General features: G+C 55.7%; 25 protein-coding genes and 1 pseudogene. 12 read left to right on the forward strand and 14 right to left on the reverse strand.

Annotated elements, in window-relative coordinates:
* Nucleotides 1-29: 29 nt before the first annotated feature.
* The 3 genes from LH86_RS13875 to punC form a co-directional block, all read right to left on the reverse strand.
* A complete protein-coding gene (locus tag LH86_RS13875; protein WP_039302346.1) occupies nucleotides 30-1,421 on the reverse strand; it encodes a glycoside hydrolase family 1 protein in 1,392 nt (463 codons plus the stop codon).
* A gap of 226 nt (nucleotides 1,422-1,647) precedes the next feature.
* Nucleotides 1,648-2,796, reverse strand: a complete 1,149-nt coding sequence (cfa, locus tag LH86_RS13880) for a cyclopropane fatty acyl phospholipid synthase (protein ID WP_039302349.1) — start codon at nucleotides 2,794-2,796, stop codon at nucleotides 1,648-1,650.
* A 296-nt stretch (nucleotides 2,797-3,092) separates the two neighbouring features.
* Entirely contained in the window at nucleotides 3,093-4,295 is a 1,203-nt protein-coding gene (gene punC / locus LH86_RS13885) for a purine nucleoside transporter PunC (protein ID WP_039302351.1), read from the reverse strand.
* A 114-nt stretch (nucleotides 4,296-4,409) separates the two neighbouring features.
* Here punC and punR point away from each other — a divergent pair, with 114 nt between their 5' ends.
* Nucleotides 4,410-5,348: a DNA-binding transcriptional activator PunR gene (gene punR, locus LH86_RS13890; protein ID WP_039302354.1), complete on the forward strand. Its 939-nt coding sequence runs from the start codon at nucleotides 4,410-4,412 to the stop codon at nucleotides 5,346-5,348.
* Here the strand turns inward: punR and purR are convergent.
* On the reverse strand, nucleotides 5,345-6,370 hold the full coding sequence (gene purR / locus LH86_RS13895) for an HTH-type transcriptional repressor PurR (RefSeq protein ID WP_039292484.1): 1,026 nt from the start codon (nucleotides 6,368-6,370) through the stop codon (nucleotides 5,345-5,347). The two genes, punR and purR, sit on opposite strands and share 4 nt — an antisense overlap.
* 292 nt (nucleotides 6,371-6,662) lie before the next feature.
* On the opposite strand from purR, the gene LH86_RS22600 reads away from it, so the two are divergent.
* Nucleotides 6,663-6,752 (forward strand): YnhF family membrane protein, encoded by a 90-nt coding sequence (locus LH86_RS22600; RefSeq protein WP_008456477.1) that lies wholly within the window; start codon nucleotides 6,663-6,665, stop codon nucleotides 6,750-6,752.
* Nucleotides 6,753-6,842: 90 nt separating this feature from the next.
* Here the strand turns inward: LH86_RS22600 and sodB are convergent, their stop codons facing one another.
* Both sodB and LH86_RS13910 read right to left on the reverse strand, forming a co-directional pair.
* Entirely contained in the window at nucleotides 6,843-7,424 is a 582-nt protein-coding gene (sodB, locus tag LH86_RS13905; RefSeq protein ID WP_039302357.1) for a superoxide dismutase [Fe], read from the reverse strand.
* A 336-nt stretch (nucleotides 7,425-7,760) separates the two neighbouring features.
* Complete coding sequence (locus LH86_RS13910; RefSeq protein WP_039302360.1) at nucleotides 7,761-8,609, reverse strand: C40 family peptidase; 849 nt, start codon at nucleotides 8,607-8,609, stop codon at nucleotides 7,761-7,763.
* Nucleotides 8,610-8,969: 360 nt separating this feature from the next.
* Here LH86_RS13910 and LH86_RS13915 point away from each other — a divergent pair, with 360 nt between their 5' ends.
* Nucleotides 8,970-9,314, forward strand: coding sequence for a Grx4 family monothiol glutaredoxin (locus LH86_RS13915; protein ID WP_008456474.1), 345 nt, complete (start codon nucleotides 8,970-8,972; stop codon nucleotides 9,312-9,314).
* A 41-nt stretch (nucleotides 9,315-9,355) separates the two neighbouring features.
* On the opposite strand, the gene rnt is transcribed toward LH86_RS13915, so the two are convergent.
* The 5 genes from rnt to LH86_RS13940 form a co-directional block, all read right to left on the reverse strand.
* Entirely contained in the window at nucleotides 9,356-10,015 is a 660-nt protein-coding gene (rnt, locus tag LH86_RS13920) for a ribonuclease T (RefSeq protein ID WP_008456473.1), read from the reverse strand.
* 110 nt (nucleotides 10,016-10,125) lie between these two features.
* A complete protein-coding gene (gene gloA / locus LH86_RS13925; protein ID WP_039292495.1) occupies nucleotides 10,126-10,533 on the reverse strand; it encodes a lactoylglutathione lyase in 408 nt (135 codons plus the stop codon).
* A gap of 88 nt (nucleotides 10,534-10,621) precedes the next feature.
* The gene (locus LH86_RS13930; protein ID WP_039302363.1) at nucleotides 10,622-11,719 is read right to left on the reverse strand and encodes an alkene reductase; all 1,098 of its coding nucleotides are present in this window, start codon (nucleotides 11,717-11,719) and stop codon (nucleotides 10,622-10,624) included.
* 53 nt (nucleotides 11,720-11,772) lie between these two features.
* Nucleotides 11,773-12,372 (reverse strand): TetR/AcrR family transcriptional regulator, encoded by a 600-nt coding sequence (locus LH86_RS13935; protein ID WP_039302366.1) that lies wholly within the window; start codon nucleotides 12,370-12,372, stop codon nucleotides 11,773-11,775.
* Between the two features lie 71 nt (nucleotides 12,373-12,443).
* Nucleotides 12,444-13,016 (reverse strand): phosphoethanolamine transferase domain-containing protein, encoded by a 573-nt coding sequence (locus tag LH86_RS13940; RefSeq protein ID WP_231562692.1) that lies wholly within the window; start codon nucleotides 13,014-13,016, stop codon nucleotides 12,444-12,446.
* Between the two features lie 236 nt (nucleotides 13,017-13,252).
* Here LH86_RS13940 and LH86_RS22125 point away from each other — a divergent pair, with 236 nt between their 5' ends.
* Nucleotides 13,253-13,492, forward strand: a complete 240-nt coding sequence (locus tag LH86_RS22125; protein WP_008456463.1) for a DUF1289 domain-containing protein — start codon at nucleotides 13,253-13,255, stop codon at nucleotides 13,490-13,492.
* 55 nt (nucleotides 13,493-13,547) lie between these two features.
* Nucleotides 13,548-14,444 (forward strand): aldo/keto reductase, encoded by an 897-nt coding sequence (locus tag LH86_RS13945; RefSeq protein ID WP_039302368.1) that lies wholly within the window; start codon nucleotides 13,548-13,550, stop codon nucleotides 14,442-14,444.
* Nucleotides 14,445-14,447: 3 nt separating this feature from the next.
* Here LH86_RS13945 and LH86_RS13950 read toward each other — a convergent pair whose 3' ends face one another.
* Genes LH86_RS13950 through LH86_RS13960 form a run of 3 tightly spaced genes read right to left on the reverse strand, consistent with a single transcriptional unit; the run spans nucleotide 14,448 to nucleotide 17,567 of the window.
* Complete coding sequence (locus tag LH86_RS13950) at nucleotides 14,448-16,469, reverse strand: FUSC family protein (RefSeq protein ID WP_039302372.1); 2,022 nt, start codon at nucleotides 16,467-16,469, stop codon at nucleotides 14,448-14,450.
* Nucleotides 16,469-17,326, reverse strand: a complete 858-nt coding sequence (locus LH86_RS13955; protein WP_039302375.1) for an HlyD family secretion protein — start codon at nucleotides 17,324-17,326, stop codon at nucleotides 16,469-16,471. Before LH86_RS13955 ends, LH86_RS13950 begins: the two co-directional genes overlap by 1 nt.
* Nucleotides 17,327-17,330: 4 nt before the next feature.
* Complete coding sequence (locus LH86_RS13960) at nucleotides 17,331-17,567, reverse strand: DUF1656 domain-containing protein (RefSeq protein WP_039302379.1); 237 nt, start codon at nucleotides 17,565-17,567, stop codon at nucleotides 17,331-17,333.
* A 176-nt stretch (nucleotides 17,568-17,743) separates the two neighbouring features.
* On the opposite strand from LH86_RS13960, the gene slyA reads away from it, so the two are divergent.
* The 7 genes and pseudogenes from slyA (at nucleotide 17,744) to LH86_RS14000 (ending at nucleotide 25,055) form a co-directional block, all read left to right on the forward strand.
* Nucleotides 17,744-18,190 carry a transcriptional regulator SlyA gene (gene slyA, locus LH86_RS13965; protein ID WP_039302383.1) on the forward strand — a complete coding sequence of 149 codons (447 nt, stop codon included), beginning with the start codon at nucleotides 17,744-17,746 and terminating at the stop codon, nucleotides 18,188-18,190.
* 218 nt (nucleotides 18,191-18,408) lie between these two features.
* Entirely contained in the window at nucleotides 18,409-19,410 is a 1,002-nt protein-coding gene (locus LH86_RS13970; protein ID WP_039302385.1) for an MsnO8 family LLM class oxidoreductase, read from the forward strand.
* Nucleotides 19,407-20,528, forward strand: a complete 1,122-nt coding sequence (locus tag LH86_RS13975; RefSeq protein ID WP_039302388.1) for an amidohydrolase — start codon at nucleotides 19,407-19,409, stop codon at nucleotides 20,526-20,528. The genes LH86_RS13970 and LH86_RS13975 overlap by 4 nt, the downstream gene beginning before the upstream one ends.
* A 47-nt stretch (nucleotides 20,529-20,575) precedes the next feature.
* Nucleotides 20,576-22,842 (forward strand): annotated as a pseudogene (locus LH86_RS22825) (NtaA/DmoA family FMN-dependent monooxygenase).
* Nucleotides 22,843-22,852: 10 nt separating this feature from the next.
* Complete coding sequence (locus tag LH86_RS13990) at nucleotides 22,853-23,362, forward strand: GNAT family N-acetyltransferase (protein ID WP_039302397.1); 510 nt, start codon at nucleotides 22,853-22,855, stop codon at nucleotides 23,360-23,362.
* 9 nt (nucleotides 23,363-23,371) lie between these two features.
* A complete protein-coding gene (locus tag LH86_RS13995; protein ID WP_039302400.1) occupies nucleotides 23,372-24,298 on the forward strand; it encodes an amino acid ABC transporter permease in 927 nt (308 codons plus the stop codon).
* Nucleotides 24,282-25,055: an amino acid ABC transporter ATP-binding protein gene (locus LH86_RS14000; protein ID WP_039302403.1), complete on the forward strand. Its 774-nt coding sequence runs from the start codon at nucleotides 24,282-24,284 to the stop codon at nucleotides 25,053-25,055. The genes LH86_RS13995 and LH86_RS14000 overlap by 17 nt, the downstream gene beginning before the upstream one ends.
* Nucleotide 25,056 lies beyond the last annotated feature (1 nt).

Consider the following 25,056-nt stretch of genomic DNA (forward strand, 5'->3'; position numbering starts at 1 on the left):
TTGGCCCCGTCTCTCGTTCTTAACCAGGATTAATCTTCTTCGTTAAACCCGTTTTCGGCGGCGGTTTTCATAAACCACTCGCCGCTTTTCTTAATCGTGCGCTGCTGGGTATTAAGATCCAGCGACACAAAGCCATAGCGGTTTTTGTAGGCGTTACACCACGACCAGTTATCGATAAAGGTCCACATGTGGTAACCAAGGCAGTTGCTGCCTTCGCTGATACCCTTATGCAGCCACTTCAGGTGATCGCGGACGAAATCAATCCGATAATCATCGTTGATTTGGCCGTTGTCGATAAAGCGCTGCTCGTTTTCAACGCCCATACCGTTTTCTGAAATATAACAGGCCGGGTTGCCGTAATTTTCACGCAGGTTGGTGAGAATATCGTAGATCCCACGCTCGTAAATTTCCCAGCCGCGGTAAGGGTTCATTTTACGACCCGGCATTTCGTAGGACTCAAAGAACCACTCCGGCATAAACGGACTTTCCGGGTTAACCAGCGTATCACGGCACTTAATGCGGCGCGGCTGGTAATAGTTAATCCCCAGTAAGTCTACGACGCCCGCGGCGAGCAAAGCTTTGTCTTCAGGCTGGCAGGCTGGAAGTTTATCATGCTCTTTCAGGAACGCGACCAGGTCAGCAGGATACTCACCGCGCAGTGCCGGGTCGAGGAAGCTGCGGTTAAACATCAGGTCGGCCAGATTTGCCGCTTTGACGTCAGCCGGGTTTTGCGAACGAGGGTAAGAAGGCGTCAGGTTGAGAATGATACCAATCTGGCCGTCATCGTTGCGGGCATGGTAAGCCTTAACCGCTTTCGCATGGGCAATCATGGTGTGGTAGGCGACGGTTACTGCTCGGTTGAAATCCACCACGTTAGGGTAGTGGTAATCATAGAGGTAGCCGCACTCAACCGGAACAACGGGCTCGTTGAAGGTAAACCAGTGCTTCACGCGATCGCCGAAAAGCTCGAAACAGGTATTGGCGTAGGCAGCGTAGGCATCAACCACTTCACGGCTTTCCCAGCCGCCTTTTTCCTGCATTACCATCGGCATATCAAAGTGGTACAGGTTGATAAACGGCTTAATGCCCTGAGCCAACAGTTCGTCAATCACCTGGTTATAGAACTCAACCGCCAGCGGGTTAACTTCACCCGTGCCGTCGGGAATCAGACGAGCCCAGGAAATGGAGGTGCGGAAAGTATTGTGATTGAGTTTTTTCAGCAGGGCGATGTCCTGCTTCCAGCGCTGATAAAAAGTTGAGGTGTTTTGCGGCCCGACGCCGTGGTGGAAACGGTTAGGCTGCTCGGCGAACCATCGGTCCCAGATGGTTTCAGATTTGCCAAAGTTCAGCGCTTCGCCCTCGGTTTGTGGGCCGGAGGCTGCGCTGCCCCACCAGAAATGCTCAGGAAATGCGTATTTCATCGTTGTCCTCACGGTCTGACCTGCCATCTCCGGCAGGCAATCATTGATGCGGCTAATGTCATGATTGTCTGTGATTGATGAAACCGGTTTCTATCCCAGGAAATGATATCTGTTAAGCAGATCAAGCCGCTAAGCGCAGACAGGACTAAACATGTGAGGTAAATCACATCGGTGCGCAAGGAGAGACAATTGAAAAAGAAAAAACCCGGCATTCACCGGGTTTATTTTAGCGTGGTACGCGCAGGCCGTGCTCAATGCCCCGGCTGAAAACAACCTGCCAGAGCTGAATGTCACGTGCCCGGAAGGCACCTGCACAGGCATTCAGGTAGTAGCTAAACATCCGTTTAAAGCGCTCAGAATAGTTTCCTTCGATTTCAGGCCAGGTTGCCAGAAAACGTTCGTACCAGGCCATCAGCGTTTTGTCATAGTCGGCACCGAAGTTGTGCCAGTCTTCCATCACAAAATGCGGCTCGCTGGCATCGGCAATCTGCCGCACCGACGGCAGACAACCGTTGGGGAAAATGTACTTATTGATCCACGGATCGACATTATTGTCGGTCCTTTTAGAACCTATTGTGTGCAGCAGGAAAATGCCGTCCGGCTTGAGGTTGCGGTCGGCAACGTCAAAGTAGGTGGCATAATTTTTAGGCCCGACGTGCTCAAACATCCCGACGGAAACAATGCGGTCAAATTGTTCGTTCAGATCGCGGTAATCCTGCAAAAGGATGGTGACATCCAGACCTTTGCACCGCTCCTGGGCCATTTTTTGTTGTTCCGCAGAGATAGTCACGCCAAAGACGGATACGGCATAGTTGCGCGCAGCAAACTCGGCCAAACCGCCCCAGCCGCAGCCGATATCCAGCAGCTTCATGCCGGGCTTAAGCTGCAGTTTTTCGCAGATCATTTTGAGCTTGGCATCCTGCGCGTCGCTGAGATTTGTCGCGTCTTTCCAGTAACCGCAGGAATATTGCATGTGCTTGTCCAGCATCCGGCTGAACAGATCGTTGCCAAGATCGTAATGCTCTTTACCGACTATCCAGGCGCGTTTCTTAGACTGCAGATTAACCAGTCTTGCCGCCGCAATGCGCAGGGTATCTTTGAAATGGTGGGGCAGTTGGTTTTCCAGTCCGGCACGCAGGACTTTGGTGAAAAAGATATCCAGCCGTTCGCATTCCCACCAGCCGTCCATATAGCTTTCACCAAGGCCGAGAGAACCTTCCTGCAGAACGCGTTTAAAAAAGTTTGGATTTTTGACCTGAATATCAAAAGGATTTGGGCCGTTGAGGGTAATGCCTGCCCGGCTCAGCATTTCATTTGCGATACGATACCATTCGTTATCTCGTACGCTCACTTCTTCTATACACGATGAACTCATAGCTTCTCCATCACCTTGTTGTGATCAGAACCTTAAAACAGCGTAGACGCTATTCTCGGCTTGTGAGAACTCTCACGGAAAATTCCGCGTGCCTGATATCCGACGTAGAACAGAGAAAGGGGGGATTCTCCCTTACTGAAAGGCCATCCATGGAAAAACGAAAGCGCTCCGGCTCCCGCAAAATAAAATTGATAAGACTTATAGTAGAACCGCAATTACTATAAGCCCGTTTAATTGAGGGTTCAATGGAATATTGTTAGCAAGCTAATCACACAACATTCACATTATCATGCAGGTTACTGTGCGCGGGACAACTCGCTGTGGCCCTTGTTTTGTGCTTCTCGTTGGGCCGTGTGCTGCAGGGCATAGCCCAGACCGGCAAGCAGGATTGTCGCCAGCATCACGCTGGTGGTGGTCAGCAGCGGTGTCGTGACCAGCCAGGAAACCATTAAGCTTGCCAGGAAGCAAAGCCCAAGCTGCAGGGTGTTTTGCAGCGCTGCGGCTTTCCCGGTTGCCTGTGGGAAAGGCAGCAGGGCAGAGGCAACCACGATAGGGTAGATGGCACCGTTCGCCGCGGCCATCACGCAGAACGGGATAAGCAGCAGCGTCAGGTCAGCATGGCCACTCACCGCTACGCCCCAGGTGGCTACCACGCTCAGGGCATACAGGGCCAGCAGCCAGGGCAGCAGCTGTTTGCCGCTCCACTTTTGCAGCGCGCTGCGGCAGCCATAGCCCCCGACCAGGAAAGCGACAGTCTGCGGCATGTAGCTCAGGCCTATTGCCGCGGGGCTGTAGCCCATCTCATTCAGAATAAACGGCGAGCCGGTGAGCCAGGCGAAAAAGCTGGCGGAACAGGCGGCGTAAATCAGCACGTTGCCGCCGTAAACGCGGGAACGTAATAAAGAGAAGAAGCTGACTTTATTGTCTTCGGTTTGCTCGTGGTGCTGAGTCCGGGGCTTGAGGCGCAGCGTGGGGATCATCAACAGCAAAGCGACCACGAACAGCACGGCGAAAATGGCCTGCCATTCAAAATGGTTCAGCAGCCAGCTGCCGAGCAGCGGGGCCAGCGCCGGAGAAAGCCCGACCAGCGGCATGATGGTGGCAAAAATACGGCCAGCGCGGTTGGCAGGATAATAGTCGGTCACCAGGGCCTGCCAGCTAACTGCGGCCGAGCAGACGCCCACGGCCTGAATAAAGCGCAGCACCAGCAGCGTGGTGGCATCCTGCACCCAAAGCATCCCGATACAGCCGGCGGCAAACATGGCCAGGCCAATCAACAGCACAGGCTTACGCCCGAAGCGGTCGGAAAGCGGGCCCCACATCAACTGGGCAAAAGCAAAGCCGGCGAGGAACAGACTCAGGCTGGCACTCACGGCGGAGGCGGTGGTACCCAGATCTTGTTGAATGGCGGCGAAGGCGGGCAGGTACATGTCGGTGGCCAGGAAACCCAGCACGCTCAGCCCCGCAAGCCAGATAAGAAATCCCTTTGATGGTTGCATATTTCACTCTTGATTTTGATAGCAGGTTAACGGGGCAGGAGTCTACGGAGTGCAAAACCGCTTGTGAAACGCTAATATTTGCAAATTGCATTCAAATTTTTTGCAGGCAGAAATATGTGGTCTGAATATTCGCTGGAAGTGGTTGATGCCGTGGCGCGAAACGGCAGCTTTAGCGGTGCGGCCCAGGAGTTGCATCGCGTGCCGTCTGCCATCAGCTATACGGTACGGCAGCTTGAAGAATGGCTGGCCGTGCCGCTGTTTGAACGGCGTCATCGGGACGTTGAGCTGACCGCCGCCGGGGCATTTTTTCTCAAAGAAGGCCGATCTGTTATCAAAAAAATGATGGCAACGCGCCAGCAGTGCCAGCAGATAGCCAACGGCTGGCGCGGGCATCTGTCTATTGCAGTAGACAATATCGTTAAACCTGAGCGAACCCGCCAGCTGGTGCTGGATTTTTATCGTCATTTTCCGGATATCGAATTAAGGGTTTCCCAGGAAGTGTTCAACGGCGTGTGGGACGCGCTGGCCGACGGGCGAGTTGAGGCGGCGATTGGCGCCACGCAGGCGATCCCGGTCGGGGGGCGCTACGCATTTCGGGACATGGGGGCGCTTAGCTGGCGCTGCGTGGTTTCCGCTGGCCATCCGCTTGCGCAACGGGAAGGTATCATTCTGGATGATGACATTCGCCCCTGGCCGTCTTTGGTGTTGGAAGATACCTCCCGTTCACTTCCCAAGCGCATTACCTGGCTGCTCGACAACCAGCGCCGCGTGGTGGTACCGGACTGGGCGTCGGGGGAGGATTGCCTGACGGCGGGATTATGCATTGGTATGGTGCCAACGCACATTGCCCAGCCGTGGCTCGTCAGGGGAGACTGGAAAGAGCTGCTGCTGGAAAATCCATTCCCGGACGCGGCCTGCTGCCTGACCTGGCGGCAGGATGATGCTTCGCCCGCGCTGAGCTGGTTGCTGGACTATTTGGGCGATAGTGAAACGATGAATCAGGAGTGGTTGCAGGAGCCGGGTAACGTATTCCCGGCCCCCGAAGAGGCTTAGCGGCGGTAATCGCGGAACGGGCCGTCGGCCACCGAGCGGCGTTCAATCAGACGCGGATGAACTTCAATCGTCTGCGACTCTTCGCGTTTATTAATGATACGGTCGAGCAGCATGTTAAACGCCGTTTCGCCCAGGCGCTCTTTCGGCTGGTGGATAGTGGTCAGCGCCGGAGAGAAATAGCGGGCGTTGCGCACGTTGTCGTAGCCGATGATAGAAATGTCCTGCGGCACGCGCAGCCCCATTTCATCAGCGGCGCAAATCGCACCCATCGCCATAATATCGCCGCCACAGAAAACAGCGGTAGGGCGATGCGGCTGGTTAAGCAGCTGCTGCATGGCGCGATAACCCGATTCCGGTTCGAAATCACCCTGAACTACCCAGTTATCAGGCACTTTGATATTGGCTTCTTCAAGCGCCTTCAGGAACCCTGCATGGCGGCCGCCGCCGGTGTTACGTTCCAGTTGACCCGGGATAGCACCGATATCGCGATGGCCGCGTTCAATCAGGTAGCGACCCGCGAGGTAGCCGCCGTGGAAGGCGTTATCGACCACGGAATCGGTAAAGTCTGCGCGGGCTTCGCCCCAGTCCATCACCACCATCGGAATATGGCGGTACTCTTCCAGGGTTGAAAGCAGTGTGTCAGGGTATTCGGAACACATGACCAGCAGCCCGTCCACGCGTTTTTGCGCCATCATGGACAGGTAAGCGCGCTGCTTTTCAAAGTTGTTGTGCGCGTTGCCCAGAATCAGGGTGTAACCTTTGGCGAAACAGCTGTTCTCAACGGATTCAATAATTTCCGCAAAATAAGGGGCTTCGCTTGAGGTCGCAAGCAGGCCGATAGATTTGGTGTGGTTGACCTTCAGGCTACGCGCCACGGCGCTCGGTGAATAGTGCAGCTCTTTGATGGCTGCCCAAACGGCATTGCGCGTCTCTTCCGCCACAAAACGGGTCTTGTTAATGACATGTGACACAGTGGTAGTGGAAACGTTTGCGCGCTTCGCTACGTCCTTAATCGTTGCCATTAGATGTCACTCCAGACCATATCGTAAACTCCTGATAACTCATATGTTAAACGTTTGCCTTCGCTAACTCCTGGGGCAACACGTTGGTTGCAGGCCTGTCGGGGATGCGACATACAGCGGGAGGAGGGCGTTGCCGGGCGATACGCGGTAAATTAGCGAAGGATTTTGGCTTATCCCGGGGCAAAGTGGAAGAGGGAAAACCGATATCTGCGCAAATCCAGCAGGATTTTTATCGCTAATTGTGGGAAAATCACCCCACATACACTTTGTAGGGAAATAAAAGGAGCTTGCAATGAGTACCGATCTGAAGTTTTCCGTGGTGACTACGGTTATCGTACTGAGTCTGATTGTTGCCGGAGCACTTACCGCCGTCCTGCACTGATTTACAAAGGGCCGCGAAAAGCGGCCCTTATCATATATAGATGAAGGAAGAAAAACGTCACCTTCCTACTTCGTAAGTAACCGATAGAAATCAGCCCGCCAGGTTTTGCGCAACAAATTTCCAGTTCACCAGCGCCCAGAAATGGTCGAGATAAACCGGGCGCGCGTTGCGGTAATCAATGTAGTAAGCGTGTTCCCACACGTCCACGGTCAGTAGCGGTTTTGCCTCAGTTGTCAGCGGAGTTCCTGCATTAGAAGTCGAGACGATAGCCAGGCTACCGTCGCTATTCTTCACAAGCCAGGTCCAGCCGGAGCCAAAGTTTTTGATGGCCGCTTCGGTGAACTGCTTTTTAAAGGCTTCCACGCTGCCAAAAGTATGGTTGATGGCGGCCAGCACGTCACCGGTCGGCTCCCCACCGGCATTCGGCGCCAGGCAGTGCCAGTAGAAGGTATGGTTCCAGACCTGAGCCGCGTTATTGAAAATACCGCCGTCAGATCCTCTCACGATCTCTTCCAGCGTTTTGCCTTCAAACGGGCTGCCTTTGATCAGGTTGTTCAGGTTAGTGACGTAGGTCTGGTGGTGCTTACCGTAGTGATATTCGAGGGTTTCGGCTGAGATATGCGGTGCCAGCGCGTCTTTAGCATAGGGCAGGGCGGGTAGTTCGAACGACATTGCTTTACTCCTTGTTATTTTGTTTCACAATATAACTACAATTTGTGTGGTTATAAGGTTAGCAAATTACAGGTGAGTGAAAAAGCGAAATGAAACAACAAAATAAAACAGCCCGTTGCCGGGCTGCTCAGACTGCTGACAAGCTACCTGTGATGAAATAAATACCCGGTGACGTTTTAAAATAAACGAGGAAAATCAATTTATTGATTTTTAGCTGATAACCACAAAGAGGGAAAAACCACGCTTTTTCCCTCTTTGTCAGCAGCAATTAACAGCCCGTTGCCGGGCTGTTAACATTTTAATCAGTCTGATTAGCCCGAAAGGGCGTGGATAAGACTAACGAATGGTTTTTGGCGTCATCACCCGGCGGGCACCCACGTAGTGGCGCTGCCAGTAATCTTCGCTCAGGGAGGTGATCTGAATATCGCGGCCACTGCGTGGGGACTGAATAAACTTCCCGTTGCCAACGTAAACGCCAACGTGATCGGCGGTGCCGCGCCCTTGAGTACGGAAGAACACCAGATCGCCGCTTTCCAGTTCGCCACGGTCAACGGAAGAGGCATCTCGCAGGTGATACATTTCATTGGCGGTGCGTGGAATACGAATATTCACCAGATCTTTATAAGCGTAATAAATCAACCCGCTGCAGTCGAAACCGGTGCGTGGGGAGGTACCGCCCCAGCGATACGGCTTACCAATTTGTCCCATCAGCTTGTTCATAGCCGTTTTTTGCGCTTTCTGCACGCGTACTTTATGTGCCTGCGCGATGGTCAGATTTTTTTCCGACTTCACCTTAACGCACTGCTTTTTATGCCCTTTACGATGGGTGCATTTTTCAGTGTAGGCAACGGTGGCGGAGGCTGGCTGTAGGGCTAATTTCTGCGAGGTTTTTTTGCTGCTGGTTTTAGCGAGGGTGCTGCTTTTGCCTGTGGTGGTGCGTTTAGCCACTTTGGCTTTTGCCGGTGAGGTGTCTTTTTTACCGGACTTCTTTTTGGTGGAGGCTGTGCTGACCTTCGGTTTTGCTTTCTCTTTACCCTTGTTGCTTTTACTGGTTGTTGTCTTTGCCGGATGGCCTTTTTGTGCAACAGGATGGCGGACGTGCTCAGACGCCTGCGCCAAAGGTGTATAGGGCAAAGCAAATAGCAGAGCACATAGCGTGATAGAGATTTTATTTATCCGCGCCACTCGTCAATCCCCTGATAAATGAAGGCACGATGCTAACCATCATGCCTGCGTATGATTTTTGCGAAACCCGACGATTCTAATGCATAAAAGCCGATAATGTTAATAGGCAAATACTATTTAACGGCCAAAAGTGGAAGCTATAGCTAAAAAATTAACCATTCCAGGGTGTTATCCGCTGTTTAATTGATCTCGAATGAAGCAAATTGCTCATTTTCGCGCGCCGTAAAAGTGTTATTCTTAAAGTATGTTTGCTCGCCGGGGCTAGAAGAAAAACCCTGAGAAAAATGGTGTTTTCTGCCCGGGGCGCAACTGGCTACAATGGCAGGCTATTGCCGTATCAAGGTTTGAGGAAGCAAGACAATGAGCACTATTGAAAAAATTCAACGCCAGATCGCTGAGAACCCGATTCTTCTCTATATGAAAGGTTCCCCGAAGCTGCCGAGCTGCGGCTTCTCCGCTCAGGCCGTTCAGGCTCTGTCCGCCTGCGGCGAGCGTTTCGCCTATGTGGATATTCTGCAGAATCCGGACATCCGCGCTGAACTGCCAAAATACGCCAACTGGCCAACTTTCCCGCAGCTGTGGGTGGACGGTGAGCTGGTCGGCGGCTGCGATATCATCATCGAGATGTACCAGCGTGGTGAGTTGCAGGCACTGATCAAAGAGACCGCAGAGAAGCACAAATCTGAAGAGCCAGGCGCAGAGTAATCTCGCCTGCCAGTAAAAAAGCGACCCTTAGGTCGCTTTTTTTATGCCTCAGATTCAGGCTCGTCTGCCAACGGCAGTGGCCAGCCGCCGAGGCGCTTCCAGCGGTTGACGATTTCGCAGAACAGCAGGGCGGTCTGCTCGGTGTCGTACAGGGCGGAGTGGGCCTGCGAGCTGTCAAACTTCTGGCCTGCGGCGATGCAGGCTTTTGCCAGCACGGTTTGCCCCAGCACCAGGCCGCTCAGGGCCGCGGTATCAAACGTCACAAACGGGTGGAATGGGTTACGTTTTAATGATGCGCGCTCAGCGGCGGCCATCATAAAGCTGTGGTCGAACGTGGCGTTGTGCGCCACCATAATCGCCCGGCTACAGCCGCTGTCTTTAATGCCTTTGCGCACGGTTTTGAAAATCGCGTGGAGGGCATCGTATTCGCTGACGGCACCACGCAGGGGGTTATGCGGGTCAATACCGTTGAACGCCAGGGCTTCAGGCTGCAGGTTCGCACCTTCAAACGGATCGACATGGAAGTGCAGGGTTTCGTCGGGGGATAACCAGCCGTCTTCATCCATCTTCAGGGTAACGGCGGCGATTTCCAGTAATGCATCAGTTTTGGCGTTAAAACCTGCGGTTTCAACGTCGATCACTACCGGATAAAAACCACGAAAACGGTCGCACAGGCCATGCAATTGCGTGTTGTCTGACATCAGCTTCTCTTAATACGGGGAAAATGCAGCGCGCATTATGGCAAATTTCGGGGAGTGTTGCAGTAAGGGGCGCACAACACGCCCCTTGTTTGACGCTAATCGTCTGAAAATCAGTTACCCAGACCTTTACCCGCATGCTTCTCTTCGATCAGCTCGATTTTGTAACCGTCCGGATCTTCAACAAAAGCGATAACGGTGGTGCCGCCTTTTACCGGGCCGGCTTCACGGGTCACGTTGCCGCCGTTATTACGAATGCGTTCGCAGGCGTCGGCGGCGTTATCCACGCTCAGCGCGATATGGCCGTAAGCGGTGCCCAGCTCATAGCTGTCCACGCCCCAGTTATAAGTCAGTTCGATAACCGCCGTGTCGCTTTCATCGCCATAGCCGACAAACGCGAGAGAGTATTTGTACTCGGTATTTTCGCTGGTGCGCAGCAGTTTCATGCCCAGCACTTTGGTGTAGAACTCGATGGAGCGTTGCAGGTCGCCAACGCGCAGCATGGTATGAAGTAGACGCATAAAATCCTCGTCGAATGAGACAGTTATTTCTGGAGTCGTTGAGTATAGCGGCGTTTGCGCGCCGCTATCAATGAAAGGAACAGCGGAGTTACAGGGTTGGGTAGTCGGTGTAGCCTTCCGCGCCGCCGCCGTAGAAGGACTCAGGGCGCTGTGGGTTCAGCTCGGCATTTTTGTGCAGACGAGCCACCAGGTCCGGGTTGGCGATGAAGGAGCGACCAAACGCGACCGCATCGATCAGGCCTTTACCGATCAGATCTTCTGCTTTCTCCGGGGTATAAGCACCTGCGCCAACGATCACACCGCTGAAACGCTCGCGGACTTTGGCACGGAATGCTTCGGTGTACGGTTCGCCACCCGCCCAGTCCGGCTCGGACATGTGCAGGTAGGCAATGCCGCGTTTACCCAGCTCTTCAATCAGGTACAGCGCGTCACCTTCTTCGTTCGGGCCGTTGTCCACGTTCTGGAACGAACCGATTGGCGACACGCGGATCCCGATACGATCGGCGCCCCATTCTTTGATCCCGGCATCAACCACTTCCAGCACCAGGCGAGCGCGGTTTTCACGGCTGCCGCCGTATTCGTCAGTACGGTGGTTAGAAGAAGGGGACAGGAACTGGTGCAGCAGGTAGCCGTGGGCGGAGTGCAGCTCAACCAGATCAAAGCCCGCATCGCGAGCGTTACCAATCGCCTTGCGGAAGTCGTCCACGATGCCTGGAATTTCGCTCAGTTCCAGCGCGCGAGGCATGGAAGTATCTTCGCGAACGGCGTTGCCGTTTTCGTCACGCAGCGAGGTACGGGTTCCGGCACTCAGCGCGGAAGGCGCGACCGGAGCCTGCTGGCCAGGCTGAAGAGTAAAGTGGGAAATACGGCCGGTGTGCCACAGCTGCACCGCCATGTGGCCTTTTTCCGCGTGCACGCCCGCAGTGATTTTTTTCCACGCGGCGATTTGCTCTTCGCTGTGCAGGCCCGGAGCGCCAGCGTAGCCTTTAGCCTGGGCGGACATCTGGGTTGCTTCGCTGATGATAAGCCCGGCACTGGCGCGCTGGCGGTAATATTCGCCCATCAGCGGGGTTGGAATATCGCCCGGCTCAATGCTGCGCAAGCGCGTCAGCGGAGCCATAAAAATACGGTTTGGTACGGTAATAGCGCCAACTTTGAGCGGCGTAAACAGTTTATCTGCTGACATGGTTTTTCCTCAAGTAGACCGGTCGTCTAGTAATTCAGTAAATAAAAAACCTGTCAGGCGACAGGTTCTGCCAATAGGATCCTTACGTGTGCTAACGCGCTTTCCAACGGCAGCGCGCTGCGGGAAATTTTTGCCTGCAGGCTGGCGCCTAACCACAGTGAGTACAGCACCATGGCCTGCTCCAGCGCTTCGCCTTCAAAGCGCAGGCTTTTTTCGCTGCGGCCTTTCGCCAGCGCATCGGCGAGCAGGGAGATGACCTGCGAGCCGCCGTTGTTCAGCGCGCCACGCATATCTTCCGAAAGGTCACAGACTTCTGCTGAGAGTTTCACTATCAGGCAGTTACTCAGGTTCCCGCTCTGGCAGAAGTAGCTCAGCATGTCCTGGTACCACTTCAGCAGGCGCTGGCGATAATTGCCTTCGCCGTGCGAAAAGTGTTCCGCCACGCGCAGATTAGAAGCCTGGTAATAGCGCTCCAGCATCGCCACGCCAAACGCTTCTTTCGAGCGGAAGTAGTGGTAGAAAGAGCCTTTGGGCACTTCTGCGGTGCGCAATAATTCGCTTAACCCCATGCCGGTAAAGCCCCGGGCAAGGCACAGCCGCTCGCCAATGGCGAGGAGATGTTCGCGAGTGTCGTGTTCAGGATGTCGATTCATGCGCTCAAATGTAGTAGACCAGTCAGTCTAATGCAATAGGGGGCGAGCACTTTTTTGTGACCGCAGTTGCATTATTCCTTGTGGACGTCAGCCAGCCAACGTTTTTTGCCGTAGCGGCTAATGGCGCTGATGTAGTTTGCGGGCGTCACCATTTTCATCACGTTTTTATTGCTGCGGAACAGCGAAGTGTAGTCTTTGTAAAACACGGAGGCGACGAGGATTATCACCAGCAGACCGGCCAGAATGCTGACCAGACGAGTCAGCACGGTATGCCACCAACGCGCTGGCTGCACCTTCACCAGGGATAGCAAAAGAGCGGGGATAATCCCCAGCAGGGCCAGCCAGCTCACCAACTGAGGTGTGACGAATGTTTTGGCTTGCTGAGCATCTGCCCCAAACACGTTGACCATCATGTTTTTATCGATAACGGCGCCGTAGGTGAACACAAAATAGTTGCTTGCCGCGCAGCCGATGACCAAAAACACCAGGACGGGTTTCCGCAGCCAGGGCAGATTCACCACGCTGAAAATCGTCAGCCAGGCGCAAAACAGTACCAGCGGCACGGAAGCGGCAAATAACCAGCTACGGAGCGAGTCCGGGGCAATTAACTGCCAGCTGCGGTGGATAAAAAGAGCATTGATCAATGTGAAGAAAAAGGCGCAGCAAAGGTTAAATTGCGAATCGTTACACTGTAACTTTTTCAAAAAGTTCATATAAGCCGTGAAGACAAAACAGAATATTTGCCAGAGTAGAGAGAGAAGATTAGCTGAACCTTAATTTTCAGTCGCTTTCCGATAAAGGGTGATTTTTTAGCCGCCCCGCTTGCATCCGGGGCAGAGTCAGGCTTCAATTGATGCAAAGTCGTTAATGAGGCGGGTTAGTGTCCGAACAGCTAGAGTTCTTCCCCATTCAAAGCCCCTGTCGCGGGATCTGCCAGTCGGATGAACGAGGCTTCTGCCGTGGTTGCATGCGCAGCCGGGACGAGCGCTTCCAGTGGCAGCAAATGAGCGATGCCCAAAAGCAGGACGTACTGCGTCTCTGCCGCCAGCGCTTATTGCGCAAGTTACGAGCAAACAAGCCAAATTCTCCTGAAGAACCTGAGCAGCCCTCACTGTTTTAATCATTCCGCACCGCTATACTCGGGGCAGTTTTTTCCCTTTTTGAGGTTATTTTTTATGGTACAGCGTATTACGATTGCCCCGCAGGGTCCGGAGTTTTCACGCCTGGTGATGGGCTACTGGCGTTTGATGGAATGGAACATGTCCGCGCGCGAACTGGCGAGCTTTATTGAAGAGCACGTTGAGATGGGGATCACCACGGCGGATCACGCCGATATTTACGGCGGTTACGCGTGTGAAGCGGCCTTCGGTGAAGCGATGCGTCTGGTGCCGCATCTGCGCAGCAAAATGGAGATTGTCACCAAGTGCGGTATCGCCACCACGGCGAAGCCTGAAAATGCTCTTGGCCACTACATTACCGATCGCGATTACATCATCAGCAGTGCAGAAAGCTCGCTGAAAAAACTGGCCACCGACTATCTGGATTTGCTGCTGATCCACCGCCCGGACCCGCTGATGGACGCCGACGAAGTGGCGGAAGCCTTCACCGCGCTGCATCACAGCGGCAAGGTGCGCCACTTCGGCGTGTCTAACTTTACCCCGGCGCAGTTCTCGCTGCTGCAGTCTCGCCTGCCGTTCACCCTGGCAACAAACCAGGTTGAGCTTTCGCCGGTGCACCAGCCGCTGCTGCTGGACGGCACGCTGGACCAGCTCCAGCAGCTGCGCATTCGTCCGATGGCGTGGTCCTGCCTTGGCGGCGGCCGTCTGTTTAATGACGATGAATTCCAGCCGCTGCGCGCCGAGCTGCAGAAAGTGGCGGAAGAGCTTGGGGCCGACACCATCGAGCAGGTGGTTTATGCCTGGGTAATGCGTCTGCCGTCCTCACCGCTGCCGATTATCGGGTCCGGCAAAATCGAGCGCGTGCGCTCTGCCATCCACTCGCTGTCTCTGGAGATGACCCGTCAGCAGTGGTTCCGCATTCGTAAGGCCGCGCTCGGCTACGACGTGCCTTAATCGTTACTTACCGTCTGCCAGGGTTCCGGCAGGCGGTGCCTGTTCCAGCTGGGACAGCGAGCAGTAAAGCCGCCAGATAATTCCCGCCAGTTCCCGCGCCGCCGGGTCGTGATGGTGCGACAGCGTGTCGCACATTCTTTGCAGCTCTTTCAGTGATTCCGTCAGCGGCCTTTGCAGCACACCTCGTTCACTCATCACATCCCGTAGCGTGTGCAGGCAAACGTCTCTGACCATCGACAGCGGGTCGGAGCGTGTTTCCCACCCGCGCAGCTGCCAGACCACGTGCGAGCAGTTGAGCAGCACCACGCCCCAGCGCAGAAGCCAGCGGCGGGCCGCTTCTTCTTTACTGCTGCTAAGCTGGCTGATGTGGTGGTACACCAGCGACTCAAACTGGCTCTCGCTGTGCTGCGGTTTGCGACTGAGCTGGTCGATAAACCCGCGCCGCAGCGCCCGGATATGGCGGCGGCTTCGGCGGGTGTCGGAGCTGGGGCGCAGCACCGAAAAAGCCAGCCATGAAATGCCCACGCCGAGGACTTTGGCGAGGTTGTCATTCATAAACCCGGCAAAGTCGTACACAGGCGGATTGCTGACCGACAGAAACGATCCCATAAAGACAATGAGCTGCCCCCAAAGCGCGGCGCGTTTCGCCTGCTGAAGTTTCAGCAACTGCATGGTGAGCAGCAGCGGCAGCAGGAAAATAAGGAACTGCCACAGCTGGGTGACCTGAATCATCAGGCCAAATTTCACCAGGAAACTGAACAGCGACAGCCAAAGCAGAGTGCGCATCAGCAGCGTGAGCGAGCCGAGCGGCGAGGCGACCGAAGAGTAGAGCACACAGCTAATGGCGGCGAGGGACAGCGCGCCGCCGCCGGACTCCCACTGGGTACCGATGCACCAGGCGCCGGTCAGGACGATCGTCGCAAAAGTGCGCACGGCACTCCACAGCGCTTCGGCATTGTCGGTATGACGCGCCAGCGGCGGGGCTTCGGGCGGCGTAATCACCGACACCGGCGTGGCGTTTTCCAGTTCCCGTAGCCAGCGACTGCTGTTGAGATAGAGCCAGCAGAAATAGCGCAGGCGGTGCCAGAATGCCTGATGGCGATAATCGTCCTGGGAATGGGGGGCGATTTGCTGCAGCAGCCTGGCGACGGTGTATTTATCGGCGTTGGGCTTTGCCAGCTCCCGCAGCAGGCTGTCCAGCACCGACCAGATATTGGCGGGTGCCTCCGGCCAGTTGAGCAGCATTCGGCGCAGGCTGGATATCACGCTGGTCAGCCGGAGTTGCTGGTGGAGCAGGTAGTTCAGCAGGTTATTCTGCCGACGGAAGCGGTAATGGCTCCAGAAGGCCTGAATACGCAGCAAATTCATGGTCAGGATCTGGCCGATAATCCCTTCATGCGCGGTACGAATGGCATCGGTCGTCTCCGGCTGCCAGAGTAGGCTGGCGTGTTCGAGCAGCCTGGCGTGCATGTTCTTCAGGGCGCTGACCAGGGCGCTGCCGTCCGAGGTGCTGGGCAGCACCATCATCATAAAGCCGCCGCACAATATCCCGACCACCACTTCGCACACGCGGGCCTGGGCGATGTCCCACAGCTCCGTCGATTCCACGGTATTGATCATCGGGAAGGCGATGATGGCGGCGGTGTACCCGGCGAGCATGAACGCGTAGGCCACGTTATTTTGAAAATGGCTGGAGGCCCAGGTACACAGCGCCAGCCAGCTTGCCATGGCGAAGGTGAACAGCCAGGGATCGTTCAGCGCGTTGCCGGCAATCATTAACGAGGCCGCAGCCCCGATAAAACTGCCCGCAATACGCCCCAGACTTTTGCTTATTACGCCGCCAACGGTGGGGAAGCTCACCACAGCGGCGGAGGTCATCGCCCAATAGGGCTCATCCAGATTCAGGCCGTAGGCAATGGCCAGCGCCATGCCCATCGCAATGGCGTTCCGCAGCGCATAGCGCCATTGCCCGCCGGTGGCTTTTCCCCACGGCGTGTTATGCCACGCCAGAAAACTGAGATTCATCAGGGCTGAACGCTAACGGTACAGGTGGTGCCCGACACCAGCGTCACGCCTTCAGGAATAGTATCCAGGCTAATGCGCACCGGCACGCGCTGTGCAAGGCGAACCCACGGCACGTTCGGCTTAATGTCCGGGACCAGGTCGCTGTCGCTTTCGATGCTTTGGTCGTAGATCGCGCGGCCAATACTTTCTACTTTGCCGCTCAGTTTTTGGTTGCCGTTGTACAGCACGATCTGCACGGCATTACCCGGCTGAATGCGGCGTAGCTTGGTCTCTTCGAAATAGCCCACAACGTAAAACGAGTGGCTGTCTACCAGCGCGAAGACCGGCTTGCCTTCGCTGGCGTAATTCCCGATGCGGGAGGTCAGGTTCGTGACCCAGCCGTCCACCGGTGCGGTCACCGTGGTTTGTGAAAGCTGCCACTGGGCCTGCTCCAGCGTGGCCTGGGCGACTTTCACCGCCGCCTGCATCGCTTTGACATTAATGTTGGCGGTGTCCATGTCTTCGGCGGAAATGTAGTTGCGGGGCAGATTCTGGCGGCGGTTTGCCTCGTTGCTGGCTTTGGCCAGATCGGACTGGGCCTTCGCCAGCTGCGCCTCGGCATTCAGTACCGCAATGTGGTAAGGCGTGGCGTCGAGGGTGAACAGCGTCGTGCCTTTACTCACGAACTGGTTGTCTTTCACGCTCAGGCTAACGATGGTCCCGGACACCTGTGGCGTAATGCTCACCTGTTCGGCGCGCACTTTACCGTCCCTTGTCCAGGGCGACTGCATGTAATAGTTCCATAACAGCCAGCCTGCAAGCAGCGCAGCGGCAAAAACGATGAGGGTAGAAAAGTACTTTATTGTTTTGAGATTCATTGCGTTACCACATCACCAAAAAAGCCATGCCGGCGCTGACGGACAGCGCGAAAAGGGATAAGTCCATCAGCGTGGGGTGCCAGATCTCACCGGAGTAAATCCAGTCGCGCAGCAAACGGTGGACGACAAGCCAGATAAAAAAGCCGACAAACACGGCCTTGAACAGCGGAGGAAAGTAGACCGATGCCCCGACCACAAGATCCTGAAGCGGGAAGCCGGAGGGGCTAAAAGTGAGACTCACGTAGTGATAATCCTTTAAAAAACGGGGGTAGCTGCCGTTTCCCCTCACTTAGATGTAGAATAAAAGTATAGCTGGTTGCATAACTTCAGTGAAAGTAAGGGATTTGTTTTTAACAATTAATGCCTGCACAATAGTCTAAAATCAGTATAATAAGTTAGCAAGCTAATTATAAGGAGATGAAATTGGAATCGCCATCGCCATTAGGTTCGGATCTCGCCCGCCTGGTACGCATCTGGCGTGCGCTAATTGACCATCGCCTGAAACCTCTGGAATTGACACAGACACACTGGGTAACGCTGCATAATATTCATCAGCTGCCGCCAGATCAGTCACAGATTCAGTTGGCTAAAGCGATCGGCATTGAGCAGCCATCACTGGTTCGTACGCTCGATCAACTCGAAGAAAAAGGGTTAATCTCGCGCAAAACCTGTGCAAACGACCGTCGGGCAAAACGGATTAAATTGACCGAGCAGGCCGCGCCTATCATTGAAAAAATGGAAGGCGTAATTAACGAAACGCGGGGAGAAATCCTGTCGGGTATTACTCGCGAAGAGCAGGCGCTGTTAAGCAGCCTGATCAGTCGGCTTGAGCAAAATATTATTGAACTGCAGGCCCGGGATTAATCTCCCCGGTTGAACCAAAGCCTCGCTGCTTATCCAGCGGGGCTTTTTTTTACCTGACGATCCGCTCCCGGGAAAATATTCACCCGGTAGCAAATAGTTGAGCAGGCGTGTGAGTTTGTTTATCTCTATTTCAGAAGTCTAAATGTAAATTAATTGTTTCTCACCGCTGTCTCCCGCTTTTAATAATGCAGGCATGTTTTTAACAATGAGCCTGCATTATGTCTTATCGCATCAGTATCCTGGATAAAAGCCCGCTTGCGCCCAACGACAGCGCGACGGATGCCCTGGCCCGTACGCTGCATCTCGCGCAGCAGGCAGAAACCTGGGGCTATCACCGCTTCTGGCTGGCCGAGCATCACAACACGCCCCAGCTCGCCAGCCCTTCGCCGGAAGTGCTGATTGCCTGGATTGCCGGGCAGACGCGCCGGATTCGCGTGGGCTCCGGCGGCGTGATGCTTCAGCACTACAGCCCTTACAAAGTGGCTGAAAACTTCAATCTGCTGTCGTCCCTTGCGCCTGGCCGCATCGATCTCGGCGTCGGTAAAGCGCCGGGGGGGTTACCGCTTTCGACGCAGGCGCTGCAGCACGGGCAATCGCCGGCGGTAAAAGGCAGCTTTGATGAACAGCTCACACAGCTCGACGACTGGCTCTCGCGACGCGAACCCGCGACGGACGAAAGCGTTCGCGCCACGCCGCTACCGGCCCAGCGCCCGGAAGGGTTTTTATTAGGTGCAAGCTTGCAAAGTGCCCGGCTGGCGGCCAGCCTGGACTGGAACTTTGTTTTTGCCGCCCATTTAAATGGCGATAAAACGCTGCTGCGCGACGTAGTGACAGACTGGAAAAAGAACAGCCGCCGCGACGTCGTGGTGGCCGTGCAGGCTATCGTGGCACCAGATGCCGGGCGCGCGGATGAACTTGCCCGGCAGGTTGAAATCTGGGGCGTCGAACTGGAAAACGGCCAGCGCGTGAGCGTGGCAAGCGAAGAGCAGGCCCACAGCTTTGCCCGCCAGTCAGGCAGTGCGCTGCGTAGCCTGACGCGGCGTGAGCCTTCGCTGTTAAAAGGCACGCCTGAAGCGGTGCGGGAAGCGCTTCAGGCGCTGCACGAAGAGTACGGCATCGATGAATTTATTATTGATACGCCGGTGGCAGAAGGCTCTGAACGCCTGGCTTCGCTGCAACTGCTGGCAGAAGCGCATACGGTAACGGAGGTGGCTGTATGACGTTTGCTCAACAACTGATCGACTGGCGCCGCGAACTGCATCGGTTCCCGGAATTGTCCCTTGAAGAAGTCGAAACTACGTCGCGCATCCGCGACTGGCTGCAAAGCGCCGGTATCCGCCTGCTGCCGTATTCGCTAAAAACTGGCGTAGTGGCGGAGATTGGCGAAGGTGAGAACGCCATTGCGCTGCGGGCCGATATCGACGCGCTGCCTATTGAAGAAACCAGCGGCGTGGCCTTTAGTTCGCAGAATCCGGGCGTGATGCATGCCTGCGGGCACGACGTTCACAGCAGCGTGATGCTGGGCGCGGCACTGCTGCTTAAGCAGCACGAAGCGCAGCTTAACGGCCGGGTTCGCATTCTGTTTCAGCCCGCGGAGGAGCGTTTCGGCGGGGCAACCACGCTGGTCAAGGCCGGCGTACTGGAGGGGATCTCCGCCATTTTTGGTATGCACAATGAGCCAAACCTGCCGGTTGGGGCGTTTGCCACTCGCGGCGGCCCGTTCTATGCCAACGTTGACCGGCTGGTCATTCAGGTGCGGGGCAAAGGAGCCCACGCGGCGCGCCCGCATGAAGGCCAGGACGCCATCTTGCTCGCCAGCCAGTTGGTGACGCTGCTGCAAAGTATCACCAGCCGGGAGGTCAACACGCTGGATTCAGCCGTGTTGAGCATTACCCGTATTGCGGGCGGTAACACCTGGAACGTGCTGCCAGAAAGCGTTGAACTGGAAGGTACGCTGCGCACCCACAGCGCCAGCGTGCGAGAGGCAGTTAAAGCTCGCGTGATTGAGATTGCGGCCGGTCTTGCCCGCGCCTTTGGGGCGGAAATCGACGTCATCTGGCATTTGGGGCCTGACGCGCTGGTTAACGATGAGCGCTGGGCGGCCTTTGCCAGCGAAGTTGCCGCCGCGGAAGGTTACGCCACGCATCATGCCGACCTGCATTTGGGCGGCGAGGATTTTGCGGTTTATCTCCAGCATATTCCCGGCGCGTTTGTCAGCATCGGCAGCGACAGCCGCTATGGGCTTCATCATCCGGCTTTCGACCCCGATGAAAGACTGATTGAACCCGCAGCCCGTTATTTCGCCCGGTTAGCCCAATCGGCGCTACAACAACTTTAACTCTAATCAGCGACGGCGGATTTTAACGATCTGCATAAGGATGAAGCATGTCTGCAACACGACAATTACGACTGGGTACGATATTACATGGCGCGTCGGGCAATATGTCGGCCTGGCGCCATCCTGCTGCGGTAGCTGATGCCAGTATTAATTTTGAATTCGTCAAACAAACGGCATTTAAAGCGGAAGAGGGGAAGCTGGATTTTATCTTTGTGGCCGACGGACTTTATATTAACGAAAAATCTATCCCGCACTTTTTAAATCGCTTTGAGCCGCTGACGGTATTATCCGCCCTGGCGAGCGTGACGAAACATTTGGGCCTGGTGGGAACATTGTCGACGTCCTATAGCGACCCTTTTACCACAGCGCGCCAGTTTGCGAGTCTCGATCATCTGAGCAACGGCCGCGCAGGCTGGAACGTGGTCACTTCTCCGCTGGAGGGCTCGGCTAAAAACTTCTCCAGAACCCAGCATCCTGAACACGCGCTGCGCTATCGCATCGCCGATGAATATCTGGACGTCGTGAAAGGGCTCTGGGATTCATGGGAAGATGATGCTTTTGTGCGCAATAAAGAAAGCGGACAGTTCTTCGCCCCTGAAAAGCTGCACGCGCTCAATCATCAGGGCGATTTTTTCCAGGTCGCGGGGCCGCTGAACATTGGCCGCACGCCGCAGGGCAGGCCCATTCTGTTCCAGGCCGGAGCCTCGGAAGACGGCAAAAAACTGGCGGCAAAACATGCCGATGCCATCTTTACTCACCATGAATCGCTCGATGAGGCAAAAGCCTTTTACCGGGATGTGAAAAACCAGCTGGAAGGGCAAGGCCGAGAGGCTGACTCGCTGCACATCTTCCAGGGCGTGAGCGTCATCGTTGGCACGGATGCCGAGGACGCCGAACGGCAATACCAGACCACGGCCTCGCTGGTGTCCATCGCCGATGCGCTGAATTACCTCGGCCGCTATTTCGAACACCATGACTTTAGCCAGTACCCGCTGGACGAGCCTTTTCCCGATATCGGCGATCTGGGCCAGAACAGCTTCCGCAGCACCACCGATGAGATCAAACGCAACGCCCGCGAGCGCGGCTTAACCCTGCGCCAGGTCGCGCTTGAAGCTGCCAGCCCAAGGCCGCGTTTTTCCGGTTCGCCGGAACAGGTGGCGGACGGCCTGCAGCAGTGGTTTGACGAGCGAGCGGCCGACGGATTCATTATCCAGGGCGGCACCCCGGACACTTTCCCGCGTTTTGTGGAGCAGGTTGTACCGGTACTTCAGGCGCGCGGCCTGTTTCGCACCGAATACCCCGGCACCACGCTGCGTGAGAGTTTTGACCTTGCGCAACCCGAAAATCGCTACGGCAAATAAAACAAATAAAGAGAAAAACTATGCAAAAAACATCCCTGCTGCTGGCTATCGCGCTGGCATGGACGCCGCTTACCTGGGCGAACGAGGTGACCATCAACGGCACCGGCGTGAGTCTGGAAGCCAACAAGGCGCCGATCAATACTGCTAAAAATCCTCAGGCCATCGCGCAACTGCCCAAAGATTATCGGTTTGCCGTTCCCGGTAAATTTACCGTGGCAGTGGCGGCGCTGAATTCGCCGCCGCTGACGGTTTTTTCTGATGACAATAAAACCCTGCTCGGCAGTGAAGTTGACATTGCCCGCCTGGTTGCCGACAGCCTTGGGCTGGAGTTGAACGTGGTTCCGACCTCCTGGGAGGACTGGCCGCTCGGCGTGGCATCAGGGAAATATGATGCCGCGATCAGCAATATTACCGTCACCAAAGATCGCAAAGAGAAGTTTGATTTCGCCACCTACCGCAAAGACTCGCTGGGCTTTTATGTGAATTCCAGCAGCCCGATTAAATCGCTCACCCATGCGGAAGATATCGCCGGATTACGCATTGTCGTGGGATCCGGCACCAACCAGGAAGCTATTCTGCTGGCGTGGAATGCGGAAAACGAGAAAAAAGGGCTGAAGCCGTTTACGCCCGTGTACACCAAAGATGATGCCGCGCTGACGCTGGCGCTGCAGTCCGGGCGAGCCGATGCCTGGTTTGGGCCTAACGTTACCGGGGCATGGAAAGCGGCGCTGACTGGTAAAACGAAGCTGGTGGGCAGCGTGGACGGCGGCTGGCCGAAAGCGGCACACATTGCGGTGACGCTGAAAAAAGGCAGCGGCCTGGTGGAACCTGTACAGACGGCGCTCAACGGCGCGATTCAACAGGGCGACTACGACAAAGTTTTAAAGCGCTGGGGTGAAGGCGTGGAGCGTATTCCTGCCTCGGAAGTTAACCCTGCCGGTTTAGGTGATTGAGGAAGCGTGTATGAGTGAACATTTTCGCGTTTTGTCCCCGGAAGCGCCTGAACTGCAACCGATCATTAGCGGCCTGTTTGGCGAGTATGCTGCCCGCTACGGGGATTTTTTCTCCCGTGATGCCGAAGTGGAGCTGACCGAATGGTATCTGCCGCCGCAGGGCATTTTTATCGTGCTGGAGCGCGAGGGCGAAATTATTGCCACCGGCGCCTACAAGCCCTATGACCAGCAAACTGCCGAGATCAAACGTATCTGGACGAAAAGTACGCTGCGCAAGCAGGGCCTGGCCGGTCGGGTGGTTCGCGAGCTGGAGCGTCTGGCCCTTCAGGCTGGCTACAGCCGTATCTACCTCACCACCGGCTTTCGTCAGCCGGAGGCCGTCAGGCTTTATCTGAGCGAAGGCTACGATCCGCAGTTCAGCCTTGAGGTTGACCCCGAAACGTTCAGCCTGCCGCCCTACGACGGGCGGCTACGGTTCACCAAAATCTTAGCGCTGGAAAGCCTGAGTAAAACGGCCTGAGGAGTGACGATGAAAACGTCTGAAACCATTAAAGTGGTGCCCGCGCGTTACCCGCTGCGCACCGTGGGGGCAGTGATTGCGCTGTTTGTGCTGGCGGTGGTGGTGCAATCCGTCGCGTTTAACCCTCGCTGGGAATGGGGTGTTTTTGCCCATTGGTTTTTTGATCCGGTCATTCTGGAGGGGTTAGGACAAACGCTGTTGTTAACGCTGCTGGGCACGGCGCTGAGCGTGGTACTCGGGGGCTTGCTCGCGCTGGCAAGGCTCTCTTCTTCCTGGCTGTTGAGCAGCCTCGCCTGGAGTTACATTTGGCTGTTTCGCTCCCTGCCGCTGATTGTCGTGCTGATCGTGCTCTACAACTTCTCTTACCTGTACGACACGCTGTCGATTGGCGTGCCTTTCACCAGCATCGTCTGGGGCAGCTACGACACGATTAACGTGCTGGGGCAGTTTTCGACGGCAGTAGTGGGGCTGACGCTGGTGCAGAGCGCCTACACCGCAGAGATTGTTCGAGGTGGTTTTCTGGGCGTGGATCACGGGCAATATGAAGCCGCCGCAGCGTTAGGTCTGCCCGCGTGGCGACGTACCGTGCGGATTATTTTGCCGCAGGCGCTGCGCACGATCCTGCCCGCCGGGTTCAACGAAATAATCAGCCTCGCTAAAGGCACGGCGATGGTTTACGTGCTGGCGATGCCGGAGCTGTTTTATACCATCCAGATGATTTACAACCGTACGCAGCAGGTGATCCCGCTGCTGATGGTGGCGGCCGTCTGGTATCTGGTGATCACCAGCGTACTCTCGCTGATTCAGTACCTGGTTGAACGCTCGCTGGCCCGCAGCGAACGTCGCTCCGCCATCAACCAAACGCGCACCGTCCGCAGCGCTGCGCCGTCCACAGCCCCCGTTGCCCAGGAGCCGGTCCATGCCAACCTCTCATAACGGCCATATTTCCATTACCGGCGTCAGCAAATATTTCGGTCGCCATAAGGCGCTGGATGATGTTTCGCTTGAGATCCCGCCTGGCACGGTGACGGTGATCCTCGGGCCATCCGGCTCCGGTAAATCTACGCTGTTACGCACCATCAACCACCTTGAGCGGGTGGACGAAGGCTACATCCAGATTGACGGCGATTATATTGGTTACCGTCTTAAGGGAGAAAAACTGTACGAGCTGAAAGAAAAGGAAATCCTGCGCCAGCGGGCCAACGTGGGCTATGTTTTTCAGAACTTCAATCTGTTTCCCCACATGACGGTGCTGGAAAACCTGATTGAAGCGCCGGTGGCCCATAAACAACTGAGCCGCAAAGAGGCGATTGAGCGTGCGTATGACCTGCTGGACGTCGTCGGGCTGCGCAACAAAGCCGATGCCTGGTCGCGGCACTTATCCGGCGGGCAGCAGCAGCGCATTGCCATTGCCCGCGCGCTGGCGCTGAGCCCTCGGGTGATGCTGTTTGATGAGCCAACGTCAGCGCTCGACCCTGAGCTGGTTGGCGAAGTGCTGGACGTGATTAAAAGACTGGCCCGTTCGGGCACGACGCTTGTAATCGTCACACATGAAATCGGCTTTGCACGGGAAGTGGCCGATCAGGTGGTGTTTATGGTCGACGGCAAGATTGTTGAGCAGGGAAGCAGCGACGAAGTGTTGAATCGCCCGCAGCACCCGCGCACCCGTCAGTTTTTATCGAAGGTGCTGTGAT

This window comes from Cedecea neteri, from assembly GCF_000758325.1.
GTDB lineage: Bacteria > Pseudomonadota > Gammaproteobacteria > Enterobacterales > Enterobacteriaceae > Cedecea > Cedecea neteri_B.